The following is a 17864-nucleotide window of genomic DNA, read 5'->3' as shown; positions in this document are numbered from 1 at the left end:
AATCATGACGTCCGTGCTCATGAGCACGACGATGCTTGCCGCCACCCTGCCATCTCTGGCAGGCACAGCGCAGGCGCAGCAAGACGCTAGCATCGACTACTCGATCCCGGCCGGGCCGCTTGCAGAAACGCTCAACCGCTTCGCCGACGTCTCGCGTTTGCAGCTGATCTACGACGCCTCGATTGCAAGGGGTCTGCGGTCTCCCGGCGTCAACGGCAGAAAGTCGCCGCAGGCCGCGCTGGGTGAGATCCTGACCGGAACCGGCGTTCGCTACAGCTTCTCCGGCGAGCGGACGGTGGTGCTGACAGCCGATGGCGCGGCGCTTGGGCAGGCGACAGTGGGCGCGGACGGTGCGACGGCGCTGGAAACGATCGCGGTCTCCGGCGGCCGCCCCGAGGATGCGACCTACCAGACCGCCGCATCCTCCGCCTATATCTCGCAAGAGGAAATCGAGCTGTTCAGGGGCACGTCGACAGGCGACTTCCTGAAGGGCATTCCGGGCGTGATGACCGGCGACAACCGCAACAGCGGCGCCGTCGACATCAACATTCGCGGCATGCAGGGCTTCGGGCGCGTACCGGTCGTCGTCGACGGCGCCCAGCAGCAGAACACCGTCTATCGCGGCTATTCCGGCGTCGCCTCGCGCAACTACCTCGATCCGGACCTGATTGGTGGCGTCGAGATCATCAAGGGACCATCCGGTGGCGTCTACGGCGTCGGCGCGACGGGCGGCATCGCCCATATGCGGACGATCAACGCCGACGACATTTTGACGGACGGCAAGGACATCGGCATTCGCCTGCGCGGTGGCATGATGTCGAACACGGCGAGCCCGCCGCCCGCCGGCACGACGGGCGGGGTCTACGGGGTCAGCAAATCCTACACCACCGGCTGCAACACCAGCTGCACGATCACGCCGGCGCCCGATCATCTCGACCTTGCCAATTTCGGCGGCACGACGGGCTTCGACCGGCCGGCCATGTTCGAGCCATCGTCTGGCTCCGGCAGCGTCGCCTTTGCCAAGCGATGGGAAAACCTCGACGTGGTCGCGGCCTATTCGCGCCGCAAGACCGGCAATTACTTCGCCGGCACCAACGGCAACACCCCGACCATCAAGAAGTCCGTCAACAGGGTCGTGCGACCGGGCCGACCGGGGCGGCCGGAAACCTGGACCGAGATCACCTCGTTCAGCCTTGACGGCCTCAACCGCTATCGCGCCGGCGAAGAAGTGCTCAACACCTCGCAGGACAACAGCTCGTATCTGCTGAAAGGCAAGATCACCCTCGATGGCGGCCACACCATCGATCTCGGCTACATCAACTACCGGAGCGAATTCGGCGAGTTGATGCCCTCTGTCATCATCCGCGGCGAGGGTGCCGTGCAAGCACCATTGAGCGAAGTGGAGTCCAACACCTATACGGCCCGCTACAATTTTCAGCCCGACGACAACGACCTGATCAACCTCAAGGCCAATCTGTGGCACACCAATGTCGAGACACAGATCCGCACGCCCTACGAATTCTTCGGCCTCGATTACAGCCAGGGCTATTGGGACATCGCCAAGCGAACGGGGGTCGATATCTCCAACGAATCCCTGCTCGACACGCAATGGGGCGAACTGACGCTCGTCTATGGCGGATCCTACACCTACGAGACATTGGCGCCGCCTGACAACATCGCCTCGCTGTCGGGTGCCGTCAACAACACGCTCGAGGCCCGCAACGGATGGCGCCGGGAAGCCAGCGGCTTCGTCTCCTCCGAATGGAAACCCTTCGACTGGCTGAAGCTCGACGGCACGATGCGCTACACCTGGACGCACAGCTATGACAACACCCCGACGCGGGTGGCGACCGGCCTCTATCTCAACAACGAGGAAGAGAGCTCCGGCTTCGCGCCGATCATCGCCGCAACGGTCGAACCGATCGACGGCCTGCAATTCTACGGGCGCTATGCGGAGGCAATCCGCTCGCCGAGCCTGTTTGAATCCACGTCCGGGTGGTCGTTCGATTCCGCGCCGACGCTGGCGCTGAAGCCCGAGCACACCAGGAACTGGGAGTTCGGCATGAACGTGCTCTTCGACGGCGTGTTCGACAGCGACGACGAAGTGCGGTTCAAGGCCGCCTATTTCAACAACCGCACCGACAATTACCTGACGCGCACGATCGAAACCGCGGACATCGACAAGGTGCCGAGCACCACCTTACGCAACCTACGCTACGCGGCATTCAAGGGTTTCGAGGCTTCAGCGCGCTACGATGTCGGCTGGTTCTTCACAGAAGTGGGCGGCATCTACTACACCGACACCGAGTTCTGCACCAATGAGGACCAGCTCTTCGGCCGAGAGCGATGCTTCGATGGCGGCGTTCCCAACGGTTACGCGCAATTGCATGTTCCGCCGAAGATGAGCGGCACCCTGACACTCGGAACACGGCTCTACGAGGAGAAGCTGACCCTTGGTGGTCGCGTCACCTACCAGGGCGAACGCGCGGTCGATTCCAAGAGCACCAGCAGCGGCGGCTACACCGCCTCGATCGCCTGGGAGCCCTATACGCTCCTCGACCTCTTCGCGACCTACAAGATCAGCGAAACCGCAAGCTTCGACCTGTCGATCGATAACGTGACCGATGTCTACTACATGGACGCGCTGACCCTTGGGCTGATGCCGTCGCCGGGGCGAACGGTGCGGGCAACGCTCACGGCAAAATTCTAGATCGACCGCGACATGGGAGACCTGCCCGGCGCAATCCGGGCAGAAAAAGCATTTCAGCGGCCGGGAAGCCAGGTAATCAACCGGACAAGCCTGTCGGTCAGGCCCTGGTATGGCGGCGCGATCAGGTCGCTCGGGGCCGGATCGTATTTCCTCAGCACCGGCATCGACTTGGAGAAGGTGAGAAACCCTTCCCGGCCATGATAATGACCCATGCCGCTTGCGCCGACGCCGCCGAAGGGCATGTCGTTGCAGGCAAACTGGTAGAGCGTGTCATTGATGCAGACGCCGCCGGCAACAATACCGGCAAGGATCGTTTCGATTTCGGCCTTGTCCGCACTGAAGCAATAGAGCGCCAGCGGCCGGTCGCGGCCGGCGACATAGCTGATCGCCTCTTCCGTCGTGCGATAGCCGATCACCGGCAGAATCGGCCCGAAGATCTCCTCGCGCATGACGGCGCTGTCCGGGGCGGGATCGAGGACGACCGTCGGCTCCAGCATTCTCACCCGCGCTGCAGGTGGCGGCTGCATGTCGGCAAGGGTGACCAGCCTGTGCCCGCGCGCCTGCGCATCCCTGAGCAAATTGGCAAGGCGAGCATGCTGGCCGTCGTTGATGATCGACGTGTAGTCCCGTTGGCCCTTGCCGTCACCATAGCGCCTGGCCGTCTCTTCCTTCAAAAGGGTGACGAAGGCGTCGCGCCTGCTCTCGTGAACAAGCACATAATCCGGCGCAATGCAGGTCTGGCCGGCATTGAAGAATTTTCCCGTCGCGATGCGGTTCGCCGCACGGCGAAGATCGGCCGTCTCCCCGACGATGGCCGGCGACTTGCCGCCGAGCTCCAGCGTCACCGGCGTCAGGTTCTGGGCGGCAGCCGCCATCACTTTCCGGCCGACGGCGGTGGAACCGGTGAAAAACAGATGGTCGAACGGCAGGGCGGAAAAGGCGGCAGAGAGGTCGGCACCGCCGACCACCACGGTTGCGCGCGTATCGGGGAAGACATCCGCGATCAGCCTGCGCAGGAACGCCGACGTCAGCGGCGTATGCTCCGATGGCTTGACGAGGACATGGTTGCCGGCACCGATGGCCGCGACCAGCGGTGCCAACGCCAGATTGACCGGATAGTTCCACGGCGAAATGATGCCGACAACACCCAGAGGGACGAAGCGCACCTCCGCCTTTGCCGGCCAGAGCTTCCATCCGGCCGCCCGTCGCTCCGGTTTCATCCAGCCCTTCAGCCGTGCAAGCGTGTGGTCGATCTCCGAAAGAACCACGCTGCCTTCGCCGAGCAGCGTTTCGTGGACCGAGCGATGGCCGAAATCGGCGCTGATCGCCGTGGCCATTTCATCCATGCGCTCGCGAAAGAGACGGCGCAAGCGCTTCAGATCGTCCCGGCGCTGCTCGTAGGACGGACGCTGATCGTGCCAGGCGGCGCGCAACCGCTCGAAAGCAAGCTCCATCCCGGACGTATGATTATCGGACATGGGTGTTGCCTTCGGTCGAGCGCGCAAAAAGCCATTGCGCAGCATAGTAGGTGCCCAGAACCCAGACCGCATTATAGGGAATGTTCCAGCGGAACCGTCCATAGGCAAGCAACGTGTCGCTGACCATGAAGAACAGACCGCCGAGCGCAGCCGATCGGGCGGCCGACTTCTGTGGCGCTCCCGAGCCAACTTGCCGGTCTCGGGAAATCGCCTGCGCTGCCATTGCCGCCAGCGCCAGCGCATAGATGACGACGGGAATGCGCAAGGCGGATGGCAAGGACGTCCACAAGCCGGCAATGACGACAAGGCCGATGATGGCAAAGAGGATGAAGATGCCCTTGTCGGCGGCAAAGCGGCTGTCGCGGGTGAGTGCCCAGATATAGGCGCAGTGGGTCAAAAGAAAGCAGACGAGGCCGGCGAGGAAATAGTCGCCGGGCAGCATCAGAAAGAAATCGCCGGCCGCAGCAAACGCCAGGCCGACGACGATCGCCGTGCCGAAGCTTCGCGACGACGGTCCGATGTTGCGCAGCACCGCAACGAGCAGAAGCACGGTCGCTGTGGGTTTCGTCAGGTAATGCAGCCACCGCCAGCCGGACGGATCGCCGCCGGCCATGACACTGCCGACGATCGCGAGAACCGCACAAACCACAAACAGCGCATAGATCCATGCGTTGTTTCGCGCGCCCAAACTGCCCACCTGCCCCATGCCTGCCCCTCGTTTTCTTTTTTCGGACCGTGTCCGTCGCACTTGTCCGATCGCGGCCGCCACCGCCGATCTGCAACCTCTGATCCGCACGACTGTAATCAAGCGCCCTGGATTGTCCATAGCTGAACAAATTTCCCTACGCGCTCAAGGCAAGGACACCATCGCGGCTCTCGCGTCGCACTTGCAGACCGCCTTCCGCCTATTTATATAATTCCGACTACAGAAAGGAATGCCGATGGCGACCCGAGGACGGCCGCGTGGTTTCGACCGCGATAATGCTCTTGAAAAGATCATGGATGTGTTTTGGGCAAAGGGGTACGAGGCCGCCCAGCTCAACGACCTGACGGCGGCTGTCGGCATCACGCCACCGAGCTTTTACGCAGCCTTCGGCTCCAAGGAGCAGGCCTTTCGCGAGGCGGTCAACATCTATGTCGCCAACGACGGATCAGGACCGATGCGCGCGCTCGAGACGGGCGAAACGGTACGACAGGCGATACAGGCAATGCTGCTCGCCAGCATCGACGTCGCGCTCGGCGCTCCGCAATCGAACGGCTGCCTGCTGATCCTCGGCGTGATGAACTGCCAGCCCGAAACCGGGCCGCTCTATGACCTTTTGAAGGACCTGCGCAGAGAAACCATGGAGCGCGTGCGCGCGAGACTGGAGCGCGGCGTGGCGGAGGGCGACCTGCCAAAAACCGCCGACGCCGCGACCCTCGCCAGGTACTACGGCGCCATCATGCAGGCCATCTCGATGCAGGCCCGAGACGGCGCCAGCAGACGGGACCTCGAAGCCCTCGTCCAGCCATCCCTCGCCGCCTTGCGATGAAGTCGGGTTAACCCGGCCACAGCTTGCGACGTCCACCCAGAAAACCGAAGGATAATGTGATGAAGTCCATCGACGCCACCGTGCATTTCGTTCCCACGCGGACAGGAATGGTCGCAATACCGGCCGAACTCCGTGAGGACGTGGCGCAATTTCACTATGCTCCGGCGCGCCGCGCCGGCGATTTCGTCCATCTATCGGGCGTCGTTGCCGTCAACAGCGCGCCCGAACCGATGGACGCCGAAGGGTTTCGCCGCGAATTGCGCCGGGTGTTCACCCTGATCGGGCGGTTGCTGCAGGCCTGTGACGCGCGGCTCGACGACGTTGTCGAGCTGCAGATGTTCCATGTGTTTGGAAGCGACCGCCTGGCATTGGACAAGGACGGGCAGCTGGCGGCGATCGCCGCCGTGCGCGACGAGTACTTTGCCGCCCCCTATCCGGCCGCGATCGAACTTGCCGTCGCCGAGCTCAATCCGGAAGGCGGCCTCGTGGAGATCAAGGCGACAGCGTTCGCGCCGCTTTCATCGCGCCCTTGATGCGACCGCCGGCCCGTCAGGCCTCGAGGCCGGCCCTGTCGTCGACGGTCCGCCCCTGAGCAGCCCGGGCCGCCCAGGCAACCGTCTCGGCGAGACCGCCAAAGGGGTAGAGATGCAGCAGGACCGGCCCCAGCTCGCGGCCGGCCGTGCCTTGCGCGAGCCCAAGCATGAAGCGATCCGGCCCGACCCTGTTGACGAGGTTTGCCAGTGAAAACCCATATTTGCCGACGACGGCCGCGGAGGATGCCACGCCGAATTGCGCGGCAAAGCGGAGCAGGCGCTTAACGTCCGCGGGCCCCGGGACGCCGATGCGCACTGGAGAAGCGATCCCGCGCGCCCTCAACTGCACGATCCAGTCGATGACGGCACCGGCATCAAAGCCGAACTGCGTAGTGATCTCCACCGAGCAGCCCTGGTCCTCTAGCAACTGCACCTTCCGTTGAAGAGCATCCCAAAGACGGGCCTGCTCGATCTTCGGATGGCCCTCGGGGTAACCGGCAATCCCGACACGGGTGATGCCGTGGTCCGCAAGAATGCCGCTGGCAATCAGGTCGAGAGAATCCCGGTAGGGTCCAGCCGGCGTGGAGGGATCGCCGCCCACGAGCATGAAGCGGACGGGCCGGGCGGAGCTGACCAGGCCGCTCAGCAGATCGTCCCGGTCCTCGACCGATTTCAAACGCCGGGACGAAATGATTGGAACGGGTTCGAACCCCCATTCCCGGATGCGGGAAGCCGCCTCGATGCGTTGCGCATGGGTCTCGTTTCCAAGGAAGGCAATGTTGATCGGCGTGCCCGCGGGTATCGCTGCCCTCGACGCCCCGACGTGCCCGATATCCTTGCCGGTAATTTCCAGCGAATAATCGCGAAACAATGCGCGGGCTGCATCGTCCTGGCTGAACGCGGTCATGATCATCCTTTGCTGTCGCGACGGCGAACGGCGATGTCGGGCGCACGGTGCGCCTGCGACCCGGATCAAGCGATCTTACGATTGCCGCAGCTTGATTTGGACACCCTCGCCGCCCCGGTACATTCCGCGTCGATCTAGCCGATCGATTTTGCAGCGTCGAGGCGCCAAGCGTCGCAGGGGCTTGCCGACTGTCGCAAGGCCCTTGAGCCGCCAGAAATACCAATGCCGCCTGGGCGTTCACGCTCAAGGTACGAACGAAAACGCCCGCTCGTTTCCGAGCGGGCGTTTTATGAAACTTAGTCGTCTCAGCCGCGGTTAGCGACCAAAGGCGGCCCGGGCGATCGCCGGGATGTCGGCGCGCTCGATGCCCAGGTCGCGCAGTTCGCGCGAAGACATGCGGCCGAGTTCGGAGACCGTCTGCCGGTACTTGCGCCAGTTGTTGAAAGAGCGTGCTACGTTCATGATGATCCCCTTTCCTTGGGCTTTCGAAGCTCAGCTGCCAGTCCTTGGCGCTTCGTTCGCTTCGATGAGAGGAATATAGGCCAACACCCGCTCCGGCAGTAGCGCCAAGACCTCAGCCCACCCCTGCAAGCCGTGCATGGATCCTTGTTCCCTACGGTACTGCGTTCAGCGACAGGATCAGGACGGTCTGTGACCCGGCTTCTGTACGCTCGCCTTCTCGATGGCCTGTTGCAGGCTGCGTTCGGTGTATGGCTTGACCAGGAGCACCGCGCCCGGACATGCCCCCGGCGGCATCGACGTCTCGCCGGTGGCAAAGACAACGCCGACTTCGGGCCGGATGGCGCGAACGGCAACGGCCAGATCGCCACCCTGCATGTCCGGCAAGCCGAGATCGGTCAGGATCAGGTCGATGCGCCCGGCCTGCGCTGCCGAAATCGCCTGTGCCGCCGTACCCGCCTCGATCACCTCATGACCATGCTCGCGCAAAATGTCGGCGGTGTTCATGCGAATGAGGAAATCGTCTTCAACGAGGAGCAGCGTCAGCGGCATGCGTTCGGCGGCAGCGGCGACAGCGCCGCCCTGGCCACCTTGGCCGCGTTGCGCGACCTGCCGACGGTTGGCCAGCAGATGGCGGATGCGACGATCGAGCGCTTCGCGCGTATAGGGCTTCGACAGGAGCTCGACACCGTGATCGAGCTTGCCGCCATGCACGATCGAATTCTCGGTATAGCCTGAGGTGAACAGCACCACGAGATCGGGCAGGCGCGCCTTGGCGAGCTTTGCCATGTCAGGGCTTTTCAGTGTTCCCGGCATCACCACGTCGGTAAAGAGCACGTCGATGGCGGCGCCGCTTTCCACCACGGCCAGGCCGCTCTGCGCGTCGCGCGCGGTCAGCACCCGGTAGCCGAGATCGGCAAGCGTCTCGACCACGGTGGTGCGGACTTCGTCGTCGTCCTCCACCACCAGAATGGTTTCGGTTCCACCGACGGCTGGACCGGCGACATGGACCGCCGTTTCGCGCGCCTCCTCCGCGATCTCTCGCGGCAGGTACAGCTTGACGGTCGTTCCGTGTCCCTCTTCGCTGTAGATCTTCACATGCCCGTTGGACTGCTTGGCAAAGCCATAAACCATGGAGAGCCCGAGGCCGGTGCCCTTGCCTTCCGGCTTGGTGGAGAAAAACGGCTCGAAGACCTGCTCCAGAATATCGTCCGACATCCCGGAGCCGGTGTCCGATACCGCCAGAATGACGTATTGGCCGGCGCTGACATCGGCATGCATCGTCGCGTAGTGATCGTCGAGGAACGCGTTGCCGACCTCGATCGTCAGCTTGCCGGCGCCATCCATGGCGTCGCGCGCATTGATTGCCAGATTGAGCAGCGCGTTTTCCACCTGGGTCGGATCGGCAAGCGTGTTCCAGAGACCACCGGCAACGATCACCTCGATGTCGACGCCCTCGCCGATCGAGCGGCGCAGGAGATCGTCCATGCCCTTGACGAAGCGACCGACATTGATGACCTTTGGCTCCAGCGCCTGCCGCCTGCCGAACGCGAGGAGCTGGCTTGCAAGCTTTGCCCCGCGGGCGACACCGGCCAGAGCGTTGTCCACCCGGCTCGCCGCGCGCTCGTTGCCTGCCACGTCCCGCGAAAGAAGCTGCAGATTTCCGGCCACGACCTGGAGCAGGTTGTTGAAGTCGTGCGCCACGCCGCCCGTCAGCTTGCCGATGGTTTCCATCTTCTGCGATTGCTGCAGTGCCTTTTGCGACTGGAGAAGCTCTTCGCTGCGCTCGGCGATCCGCTCCTCAAGCGTCGCGTTGAGGTCGGCCAGCGCCGCCTCGTTCTTCTTGGCGTGATCGATATCGGTGTTGGTGCCGACCCAGCGGCGCATCTCGCCGCCGTCGCCACGCACGGGAACTGCTCGCACAAGGTGCCAGCGATAGCGGCCGTCGGCCCTGCGAATGCGAAACTCGGTCTGGTACACCTTCTTTGCCGCCAGTGCCGCCGACCAGCTTGCAGCCACCGTCTCGAGATCGTCGGGATGGACGATCGAAGCCCAACCGCTGCCCGCGAGCTCCTGCGCACTCCTGCCGCTGAACGCCAGCACGCGGTCGTTGAACCAGTCGAGTTCACCGTCCGGTTTTGCCGTCCAGACGTGATTGAGCATCGACTGCGAGAGCGTCCTGAATTCGGCCTCGCTTGCCTTCAGTGCCACCTCGGTTCGCCGGCGGTCGGAAATGTCGCTGAACAGAACGGCGACATGATCCGATCGCGCTTCGTCGATCGGAAACGCCTGCACCTGATACCAGCGGTCCTGCAGCGCCTCGGCCGGATTTTCGAAGCTGATGGGCTCGCCTGTCCTTGCCACCCGGCCATAGATGTCGAACCAGTGCTGTTCATGCCCGGCAGCCACGTCGCGACGCATGCGCTTGCCGACCGCGTCGGCGATGCCGGTGTGCCTCACGAAGGCGGAATTGACCTCCAGGAACTCGTAGTCGACAGGCGCACCGTCCGCGTCCCAGATCATCTTGATGACGCAAAATCCGTCGGGAAGGGTTTCGAACAGCGATCGATAGCGCAGGCGATTGGTCACCGCATCGCTTTCAGCCAACCTCCTGGCGGTGATGTCGAACAGCACGCCGGGAAAGCGGGTCGGCCGATGCCCCTTGCCCTGCACAAGGCGGCCCCTCGCCAGCACGTGCGACAAGGATCCATCCGAGCGCAGGATGCGGTACTCGCTGTTGAACGCTGAGCCGGCGTCGATCGCATCCTTGATTTCCGCCGTCACCCGGGCTCGATCGTCCGGATGGACGCCGGCGGCAAAGTCGGCAAGCGGCAGTCCTTGGCGGGCGCTGTCAGGGTCGATCCCGAATACCTTTGCAAAGCGCGCATCGGCAACGACGCGGTCGGCCGCGATGTCCCAGTCCCAGGCGCCGATGACGTCCGCATTGGCAAAGGTCAGTTCCAGCTGCTCCTCCAGCAATTGCCGGCCGTTGCCCCTCAGCGCCAGCACCGAACCTCCGTCCGGAGACGGGACTGCCTCGGCATCGAGATCCTGTGGGCCGGTCGAACCGATGAAGAAGCCGCGTTCGTCAAAAATCGTCGATAGCGGCCGCCCGACCACCTCATCCCCGGACCAGCCGAGCAGGCGCTGGGCCCCATCGCTCCATCCGGAGATCACATTGTCGGAATTGACGAAAACGAGCGGCGGCGTGAGCGTGGTGTCCATGGTTCATTTCATAGCGCCGCGACCGGGTCTGCAGGCAGTTTGGAGTTTGCACCGAAGCATAAAGCCAATGTTTGGGCCCAATGGGCCGGCACCAGCGAGAAGTCACGTTAGATGTCCGATTTTGGACAAAATTCAAGGCCGCGCCACGGCATTTCGAGACATGGTGAAGCGTCATTCGTCGCTACGGCGCCAACGCGTGTTGCCCAGACCTATAGCGGAAGCTGACAGGGTTCGCATCTGTCGTCTCAGCGGCCATCGCTTCCGACCGGACGATGACCCTCGTAGCGATGCAGAGGTGGGAAAAACGGAGCAAGCCTATCGATTGTCGCGAGCACCCGGCAAGCACGTGGGCGCCCGGCAATACATGCCACTGGTGAGACCAATTTCCACCTCATGGCGTCGACGAAAGGGGCGCCCGTCATGGGCGGAGCATCGTCGGAATTGGCCCCGAAAACTGGACATTTCCGGCCGACCGGCCTCTTCGGAGCGGTCATGTGCATTCGTGAAGGCGTCTTGCGCAGACAGATGTGCGTGCGCAGCCGTATTCGCCGGCATGAAAAATCCTTGCTGGATCGGCTTGCGCGGCTTGTGCGCTTGACAAGCACGGCAATTACTTTCTACGCTTTAGAAAATAAAGGGAGGAGCGCTGGGTGGGCAACCATCGTGGGGACATATTGTGCATCCTGCGGGATGAGGGGCCGCAGTCTCGCGCGTCACTGGCGCGGCGTAGCAAGCTGTCGGCCACCACCCTGACACACGTAACGGCCGCGCTGTTGCAGGACGGCGCCGTGCTGGAATCGGAAATTGCCGAGACGTCGGGCATCGGACGCCCCGGCCAGGCGATCAAGCTGATCCCCGATGCCTTTCATGTCGCTGGAATTCACCTTGGCGCCGGGCTGGTTCAGATCGCGATCACGGATCTGACCGCGAGCGCCAGGGCTACCGCCTCCTTCGATTACTCCGTGCGCGACACGCCGCCCGACGAGGTCGTCGCGCGCGCCGCCGAGGCGCTTGCCAGGTTGCTGGACGAGGCGGGACATCCTCGCCTGCTCGGGGTCGGCGTCGGCGTTCCCGGACCTGTCAACGCCGACCAGCGCTCCATCCTGACGTCGATCAACACCGGCTGGCGCAATCTGCCCCTGGCGGATGCGTTCGAAGCGAAGACGGGGCTGCCGGTCGTGCTCGAGCACAATGTCAGCGCCATGGCGCTTGCCGAGGTGCGCTATGGCATCGGGCGACGTGTTCCGGCGGTGCTTTACGTCTATCTGCGCACCGGCCTCGGCGCCGGGCTCGTCGTCGACGGCCTGCCGTTCCGGCCGGGCGGCCACGGCGCCGTCGAACTGGGCCACATCCAGATCTCGCACCACGGTCCGCTCTGCAGCTGCGGCAACCACGGGTGCCTGGAAAGTTATGTCAACGAAAGCGTGCTGATGCGCGCCGTAGGCCTTGAGGGAAGTGCGCCGAACGATCTGATGCAACGCCTCGAATCGACGGATGCCTGGGGACCGACAGTGAACCGGCTGACGGATTCGCTCGCCATCGCCGTCAATCTGCTCACGCCCGATCTGATCATTCTCGGCGGCCACCTCGGCGAAGCGCCGGACAGTCTGTTCAGCCACTTGCTCAAGAACCTGCCGCCGCGGGTCATGCCGCACATGCGCGATGTCCTGCGCATCGAGCGCACGCATTTCGGCGCGCTCTCGGGAGCGATCGGCGGGGCGGCCGTGGCGCTCGATCACTTTTTCTATTCGGGGATCCGGCCATGACGGGGGCAGCAGGTGTGACGCAAAGCGCACGGAACAAGGCATTCATCGATTGGTCGCCGATCCTCCTCAACCTGCTGGCCTTTGCCTGCGGTGTCGGGCTGTGGTGGGCGATCACCGCTGCCCAGCTGGTCGTTCTACCCGGACCGGTGGAAGTTTTCACACGCGGCATCGAGCTGATTGCAAACGGCCAGTTGCCGCTCGACATCGTCTCCAGCCTGCGCCGCGTCCTCACCGGCTTTTTCCTGGGGGTCGCCCTTGCCATACCGGTGGGTTTTCTGATGGGCTGGTACCGGGTGGCGCGCGCGCTGATCGAACCCTACGTCCAGTTCTTCCGGATGATCCCGCCACTGGCCGTGATCCCGCTGGCTATCGTCACCATGGGCATCGATGAGGCACCGAAGGTCTTCGTGATCTTCCTCGCCTCCTTCCTGTCCTGCGTCGTTGCCACCTATCAGGGTGTGATCAGCGTCGACCGCACGCTGATCAATGCAGCCCGTGTGCTGGGCGCCACTGATCGCATCATCTTCCCGCGGGTGATCATCCCGGCCTCCACCCCCTTCATTCTCGTGGGGGTGCGCATCGGCCTCGGCTCGGCCTGGGCGACGGTCGTCGCCGCCGAATTGATCGCGGCGCAGTCGGGCCTCGGCTTTCGGATGCAGCAGGCACAGCTCTATTACGACCTGCCGACAATCTTCGTGAGCCTGATCACCATCGGCATTCTCGGGCTTGTCATGGACCGGCTGGTTCAGGCGGCCGAGCGCCGGTTGACGCAATGGCAGGAGCGCGCGCGATGACCTCTTCAACGGCAGACGTGCCGAAAATTTCCTTCCAGAACGTCAGCCGGCGCTTCGGAGACGGCGCCGGCAGCTTCCTCGCCCTGGATCGCCTGTCGCTCGACATTGCCGATGGCGAGTTCGTCACCGTGGTCGGCCCGTCCGGTTGCGGCAAGTCGACAGCGATGAACATCGCGGCCGGCCTCACCGAGGTCTCGGATGGACGGGTGCTCGTCGACGGAAAGGACGTGCATGGCCCGGGACCGGAACGGGGCGTCATCTTCCAGCAATACGCGCTGTTTCCCTGGCTGACCGTTCGCCAGAACGTCGAGTTCGGGCTTCGCATCAAGGGCATGCCGGCGACCGAACGCCGACGTATCTCGGACCATTTCATCAACCTGGTCGGGCTGGCCGATTTCGCCGACGCTTTGCCCAAGACGCTGTCAGGCGGCATGAAGCAACGCTGCGCCATCGCGCGCGCCTATGCGGTCAATCCGACCATTCTGCTGATGGACGAGCCTTTCGGCGCACTCGATGCCCTGACCCGCGTCGGCATGCAGGATCAGCTTCTCGACACATGGACGCAGGAGCGGCGCACGGTGGTCTTCATCACCCATGACGTCGACGAAGCCGTCTATCTCGCCAATCGCGTCATCGTCATGGCCGCCCGCCCTGGCCGCCTGCAGGAGATCATCCCCGTCGACCTGCCTTACCCGCGCACCGAAGCGATGCGTCTGTCGCCGGAATTCGCCGAAGTCCGCAACCGGGTCTGGCACGCAGTCTACCACCAGAAGCCGCAAATAGAATCAAATATATAATGAGGAGGAACTTCGACATGAGGATTACCAGACGCCATTTCCTGGCTGCAACCGCAGCCAGCGCCCTCGCCGCCCCGGCGATCGGACTGACGACGCGCAGCGCATTCGCCCAGGCAACTCCGGTGCGGGTCGGCTACATCGCCGACTATTTCGGCACGAGCCTCACCGCCATCGCCAATGACCAGGATCTCTGGGCAAAACATGGCCTCGAGCCGGAACTCAAGGTCTTCACGAACGGCCCGATCCAGATCCAGGCGCTCGGTGCGGGCAGCCTCGATTTCGGCTATGTCGGCCCCGGCGCCTTGTGGCTGCCGGCCACCGGCAAGGCCAAGCTCGTTGCGATGAATGCACTCGGCCTGTCCGACCGCGTCATCGCGCAGGCCGGCTTCGGCTCGATGGCGGACCTGAAGGGCAAGAAGATCGGCGTTCCCGAGGGGACCTCTGGCGACATGCTGTTGCGGCTGGCACTGGCCAAGGCCGGCATGACGATCGCCGATGTCGAAGTGATCAAGATGGATCCGCCGACCGTGGTTTCGGCATTTGCATCGAAGCAGATCGACGCAGCCGGCATCTGGTACCCGCTTGTCGGCATCATCAAGAAGACGGTCCCCGATCTCGTCGAGGTTGCAAAGAGCGCCGACTTCTATCCCGCCAACTCCTTCCCGTCGGCCTTTGTCGCGCGCAACGAATTCGCCGACCAGGATCCGGATACGGTGCGCAAGTTCATCGCCGTGATGAAGGATGCCAACGACTATCGCGCCGCCGACGTGCCACGATCGGTCGCCATCACCGCCAAGTTCCTTGGCGTGCCGGCGGAACCGCTGGTGACGGAAAGCCAGAACGGCCAGTTCCTGACATCGGCCGAGCTGGTTGCCGCATCGAAGGATGGAACGGTCATCAACTGGCTGAAAGGCCTGAACGAACAGTTCGTCGCCTTCGGCAAGCTGCAGAACCCGCTCGACCCGAAAGACTACTACCTGGCGGATCTTTACGCCGGCAAATGAGTAAAACATGGCCCGCCGTGTCACAAAGTGACCGGCGGGCGCACGATCCAGTGAGCCTCCAATGACCAAGCAGCCCAACATCCTGTTCATCATGTCGGACGACCATGCGGCCAGGGCGATTTCCGCCTATGGTTCGGGTCTGAACAGCACGCCAAACCTTGACCGGATCGCCGATGGCGGGATGCGCCTCGACAATTGCTACGTGACCAACTCGATCTGCACGCCCAGTCGGGCGGCGATCCTCACGGGCACGTACAACCACGTCAACCTGGTCACGACGCTCGACACCCATATCGACAATCGACTGCCAAACGTCGCCAAGCATCTGCGCGCCGCCGGCTACCAGACCGCCATTTTCGGCAAGTGGCATCTGGGAGAAGGAAAGGCCCATGAACCGAGCGGCTTCGACGCCTGGTCCGTGTTGCCGGGCCAGGGCGAGTACTTCGATCCCGTCATGATCGACCGGGACGGGCCACGCGCGGAGCAAGGCTACGCGACGGATATCATCACCGACAAATGCCTCGACTTCCTGGGCGCACGCGACGCCACGCGTCCGTTCTTCCTCATGTGCCATCACAAGGCGCCGCATCGCAGTTTCGAGCCGCACCCGCGCCACCGCCATCTCTATGCCGACGGCCAGCTGCCGGTTCCCGACACGTTCGACGACGACTACGCCAACCGCGCGTCCGCAGCAGCGGCTGCGAAGATGCGCATCAAGTCTGATATGACCTACAAGGATCTAGGACTGGTGCAGCCGGAAGGCGGCGAAGAGGTCGGCGACCTTCTCCTGCCCGGCTGGACGCATCGCAAGGTCCCCGACACGATCGACGGCGAGGCGCTGCGCCTGATCGACGTGAACACCGGTGAGGCCTATGAATTCACCGATCCGGATCAGCTGGCCCTGTTCAAGTACCAGCGCTACATGATGCGGTATCTGCAGACGATCGCGGCCGTGGACGAGAATGTCGGCCGGCTTCTCGACTATCTCGACGCCGAAGGGCTGACGGACGACACGATCGTCATCTACACCTCCGACCAGGGGTTCTTCCTCGGCGAGCACGGGTGGTTCGACAAGCGGTTCATGTACGAGGAATCGCTGCAGATGCCGTTCCTGGTGCGATACCCGGCCGGCATTGCCGCGGGTTCGACGTCCAGCACGATCGCCACCAATGTCGACTTTGCCCCGACATTCCTGGACTATGCCGGGCTGACGATCCCGAGCTACATGCAAGGCGAAAGCATGCGGGCGCTCCTGGAGCAGGCCGGCGAAACCGACCCGCAGAGTGTGGCCTACCACCGCTACTGGATGCACAAGGACGAATTCCACAACGCCTTTGCCCATTACGGCGTGCGCGACGGCCGCTACAAACTGATCTACTGGTACAACGATCCGCTCGACCAGCTCGGCGCGCACCGCGGCGACGAACCACCCGAATGGGAGCTTTTCGACTGTGTGGAAGACCCGTTCGAACTGCACAATCGCGCCCATGACCCGGCCTATTCCGACATCTTCGCCGGCATGCTCGCCAAGCTCGATCGCAAGATGGCCGAGATCGGAGACGTTGCAGAGCATGATAGCGCTGCGGTCCTTTCCGGCCTTCGCAGACAGACGGCGGCCTGATCCAGGCGCCAAACGACGGATCGGCGGGCCAGGGCATCCGGCCCGCTGCCAGCCGAAAGCCCGCCCGGCGACACCGTCGGGTGCGATGATTACCACGACGCCTGCAATCCTCCGGTTGACCAGGATGGCACGCATGCATCCAGGCCAGGAAACGGCGCGCGTAATCATGAGTGATCAGCACCATGCCGATGCCGTTTCCTGCCTGTGACCCCCAACCCAATCGTGAAATGGCCAGAAGGGCAAAGAGTGGAGTTGACCGTTCGAGACGGCGAGGCGACACTTGCGACCGGTAGCAAGACAGGAGGAAGAATGATGGCGGAACCGGACCCCTGGCGCCACATGGCAAGCGCGCCGAAAAACGGCAGTCGGATCCTCGTGACGATCCGTCCGTCCGAACAGGGACCGGCAGAGGTCGACCTCGCCTATTGGTCGCATGGCGATCGGTTCGGCCCGGAAGGCTGGCGCGCATCCGATTCCTCGCCTGGTCGCATCATCGAATATGCCGAGCCGGAACTGAAGTGCTGGATGCCTATGCCCTCGGCCAATCTCAATCGCACCGCCATGCCGTCACCCTGGCAGGGCGACGATGAGCGGGAACTCGACGGATCCGGCATCTAGATACGCCCGCCGCGGTGTCACGTAACTCACACGCGGCAATGGGCGAAATCCGGCGGACCGATCAAAAATCATCCGCGGGAAGGGAACGTCTTCGTCGTCGTCGATAACGTGATGAACAGCCGGGCATTGCGCCATGCCGTTCATCAATCGGTCGCATCGCCCGAGCCGCCTGCTGACGACGGACATTTGCGCAAGCTGCGCGCCGATGCGCGCAATCGGCATGCGCTGTTGGCACCACGCACCTTTTCCAGAGAGCATCACATGCGGCGTTCGCCGCCCTTGTTGGCAGCGCCTCCCCCTACTCCTCGCGGAACGCCCTGAGCATCTGGTCGGTGAAGGGTTTGGTGAGGTAGGAGATTGCGGTCCTCTCGTCGGTCTGGACGAAGACCTCGACCGGCATGCCGGGCATGAGCTTGCGGC

The 17864-nt window shown here is 63.4% G+C and carries 14 protein-coding genes; 9 read left to right on the top strand and 5 right to left on the bottom strand.

From position 1 onward, the window contains the following. Nucleotides 1-19 precede the first annotated feature (19 nt). Entirely contained in the window at nucleotides 20-2710 is a 2691-nt protein-coding gene (locus RTP54_RS29295) for a TonB-dependent receptor domain-containing protein (RefSeq protein ID WP_312367480.1), read from the top strand. Nucleotides 2711-2763: 53 nt separating this feature from the next. Here RTP54_RS29295 and RTP54_RS29290 read toward each other — a convergent pair whose 3' ends face one another. Next, nucleotides 2764-4188, bottom strand: coding sequence for a coniferyl aldehyde dehydrogenase (locus tag RTP54_RS29290; protein WP_312367478.1), 1425 nt, complete (start codon nucleotides 4186-4188; stop codon nucleotides 2764-2766). Next, on the bottom strand, nucleotides 4178-4894 hold the full coding sequence (locus RTP54_RS29285; protein WP_312367476.1) for a lysoplasmalogenase: 717 nt from the start codon (nucleotides 4892-4894) through the stop codon (nucleotides 4178-4180). Before RTP54_RS29285 ends, RTP54_RS29290 begins: the two co-directional genes overlap by 11 nt. A 292-nt stretch (nucleotides 4895-5186) precedes the next feature. Here RTP54_RS29285 and RTP54_RS29280 point away from each other — a divergent pair, with 292 nt between their 5' ends. Both RTP54_RS29280 and RTP54_RS29275 read left to right on the top strand, forming a co-directional pair. Next, a complete protein-coding gene (locus RTP54_RS29280; RefSeq protein ID WP_312367474.1) occupies nucleotides 5187-5720 on the top strand; it encodes a TetR/AcrR family transcriptional regulator in 534 nt (177 codons plus the stop codon). Between the two features lie 59 nt (nucleotides 5721-5779). Then, nucleotides 5780-6253, top strand: coding sequence for a Rid family hydrolase (locus RTP54_RS29275; RefSeq protein WP_312367472.1), 474 nt, complete (start codon nucleotides 5780-5782; stop codon nucleotides 6251-6253). Nucleotides 6254-6269: 16 nt separating this feature from the next. Here RTP54_RS29275 and RTP54_RS29270 read toward each other — a convergent pair whose 3' ends face one another. The 3 genes from RTP54_RS29270 to RTP54_RS29260 form a co-directional block, all read right to left on the bottom strand. After that, nucleotides 6270-7160, bottom strand: a complete 891-nt coding sequence (locus tag RTP54_RS29270) for a hypothetical protein (RefSeq protein WP_312367470.1) — start codon at nucleotides 7158-7160, stop codon at nucleotides 6270-6272. A 315-nt stretch (nucleotides 7161-7475) separates the two neighbouring features. Next, nucleotides 7476-7622: a DUF1127 domain-containing protein gene (locus RTP54_RS29265; protein WP_112815170.1), complete on the bottom strand. Its 147-nt coding sequence runs from the start codon at nucleotides 7620-7622 to the stop codon at nucleotides 7476-7478. A 177-nt stretch (nucleotides 7623-7799) separates the two neighbouring features. Beyond that, nucleotides 7800-10844 (bottom strand): PAS domain-containing protein, encoded by a 3045-nt coding sequence (locus RTP54_RS29260; RefSeq protein ID WP_312367468.1) that lies wholly within the window; start codon nucleotides 10842-10844, stop codon nucleotides 7800-7802. A gap of 650 nt (nucleotides 10845-11494) precedes the next feature. On the opposite strand from RTP54_RS29260, the gene RTP54_RS29255 reads away from it, so the two are divergent. The 6 genes from RTP54_RS29255 to RTP54_RS29230 all read left to right on the top strand — a co-directional run bounded on the left by RTP54_RS29255 (nucleotide 11495) and on the right by RTP54_RS29230 (nucleotide 17444). Then, the gene (locus RTP54_RS29255; protein WP_312367466.1) at nucleotides 11495-12610 is read left to right on the top strand and encodes an ROK family transcriptional regulator; all 1116 of its coding nucleotides are present in this window, start codon (nucleotides 11495-11497) and stop codon (nucleotides 12608-12610) included. Further along, nucleotides 12607-13404, top strand: a complete 798-nt coding sequence (locus RTP54_RS29250; protein ID WP_112808193.1) for an ABC transporter permease — start codon at nucleotides 12607-12609, stop codon at nucleotides 13402-13404. The genes RTP54_RS29255 and RTP54_RS29250 overlap by 4 nt, the downstream gene beginning before the upstream one ends. After that, nucleotides 13401-14201 (top strand): ABC transporter ATP-binding protein, encoded by an 801-nt coding sequence (locus tag RTP54_RS29245; protein ID WP_112808195.1) that lies wholly within the window; start codon nucleotides 13401-13403, stop codon nucleotides 14199-14201. Before RTP54_RS29250 ends, RTP54_RS29245 begins: the two co-directional genes overlap by 4 nt. A 23-nt stretch (nucleotides 14202-14224) precedes the next feature. After that, nucleotides 14225-15205 carry an aliphatic sulfonate ABC transporter substrate-binding protein gene (locus RTP54_RS29240; protein ID WP_409517232.1) on the top strand — a complete coding sequence of 327 codons (981 nt, stop codon included), beginning with the start codon at nucleotides 14225-14227 and terminating at the stop codon, nucleotides 15203-15205. A 61-nt stretch (nucleotides 15206-15266) separates the two neighbouring features. Next, on the top strand, nucleotides 15267-16826 hold the full coding sequence (locus RTP54_RS29235) for a sulfatase (protein ID WP_312367463.1): 1560 nt from the start codon (nucleotides 15267-15269) through the stop codon (nucleotides 16824-16826). Nucleotides 16827-17138: 312 nt separating this feature from the next. Further along, on the top strand, nucleotides 17139-17444 hold the full coding sequence (locus RTP54_RS29230; protein WP_112808201.1) for a hypothetical protein: 306 nt from the start codon (nucleotides 17139-17141) through the stop codon (nucleotides 17442-17444). Nucleotides 17445-17864 lie beyond the last annotated feature (420 nt).

This window comes from Ensifer sp. (assembly GCF_031989085.1).
Taxonomy (GTDB): Bacteria; Pseudomonadota; Alphaproteobacteria; order Rhizobiales; family Rhizobiaceae; genus Ensifer.
The sequence above is the reverse complement of the archived record's forward strand: the minus strand, read 5'-3'. Positions and strand labels throughout refer to the sequence as shown.

What these genes read in the sequence shown, in the direction of transcription:
- RTP54_RS29295 (WP_312367480.1), top strand. Translation starts at nt 20, where the DNA reads ATGAGCACGACGATGCTTGCCGCCACCCTGCCATCTCTGGCAGGCACA.
- RTP54_RS29290 (WP_312367478.1), bottom strand. Translation starts at nt 4,188, where the DNA reads ATGTCCGATAATCATACGTCCGGGATGGAGCTTGCTTTCGAGCGGTTG.
- RTP54_RS29285 (WP_312367476.1), bottom strand. Translation starts at nt 4,894, where the DNA reads ATGGGGCAGGTGGGCAGTTTGGGCGCGCGAAACAACGCATGGATCTAT.
- RTP54_RS29280 (WP_312367474.1), top strand. Translation starts at nt 5,187, where the DNA reads ATGGATGTGTTTTGGGCAAAGGGGTACGAGGCCGCCCAGCTCAACGAC.
- RTP54_RS29275 (WP_312367472.1), top strand. Translation starts at nt 5,780, where the DNA reads ATGAAGTCCATCGACGCCACCGTGCATTTCGTTCCCACGCGGACAGGA.
- RTP54_RS29270 (WP_312367470.1), bottom strand. Translation starts at nt 7,160, where the DNA reads ATGACCGCGTTCAGCCAGGACGATGCAGCCCGCGCATTGTTTCGCGAT.
- RTP54_RS29265 (WP_112815170.1), bottom strand. Translation starts at nt 7,622, where the DNA reads ATGAACGTAGCACGCTCTTTCAACAACTGGCGCAAGTACCGGCAGACG.
- RTP54_RS29260 (WP_312367468.1), bottom strand. Translation starts at nt 10,844, where the DNA reads ATGGACACCACGCTCACGCCGCCGCTCGTTTTCGTCAATTCCGACAAT.
- RTP54_RS29250 (WP_112808193.1), top strand. Translation starts at nt 12,607, where the DNA reads ATGACGGGGGCAGCAGGTGTGACGCAAAGCGCACGGAACAAGGCATTC.
- RTP54_RS29245 (WP_112808195.1), top strand. Translation starts at nt 13,401, where the DNA reads ATGACCTCTTCAACGGCAGACGTGCCGAAAATTTCCTTCCAGAACGTC.
- RTP54_RS29235 (WP_312367463.1), top strand. Translation starts at nt 15,267, where the DNA reads ATGACCAAGCAGCCCAACATCCTGTTCATCATGTCGGACGACCATGCG.
- RTP54_RS29230 (WP_112808201.1), top strand. Translation starts at nt 17,139, where the DNA reads ATGGCGGAACCGGACCCCTGGCGCCACATGGCAAGCGCGCCGAAAAAC.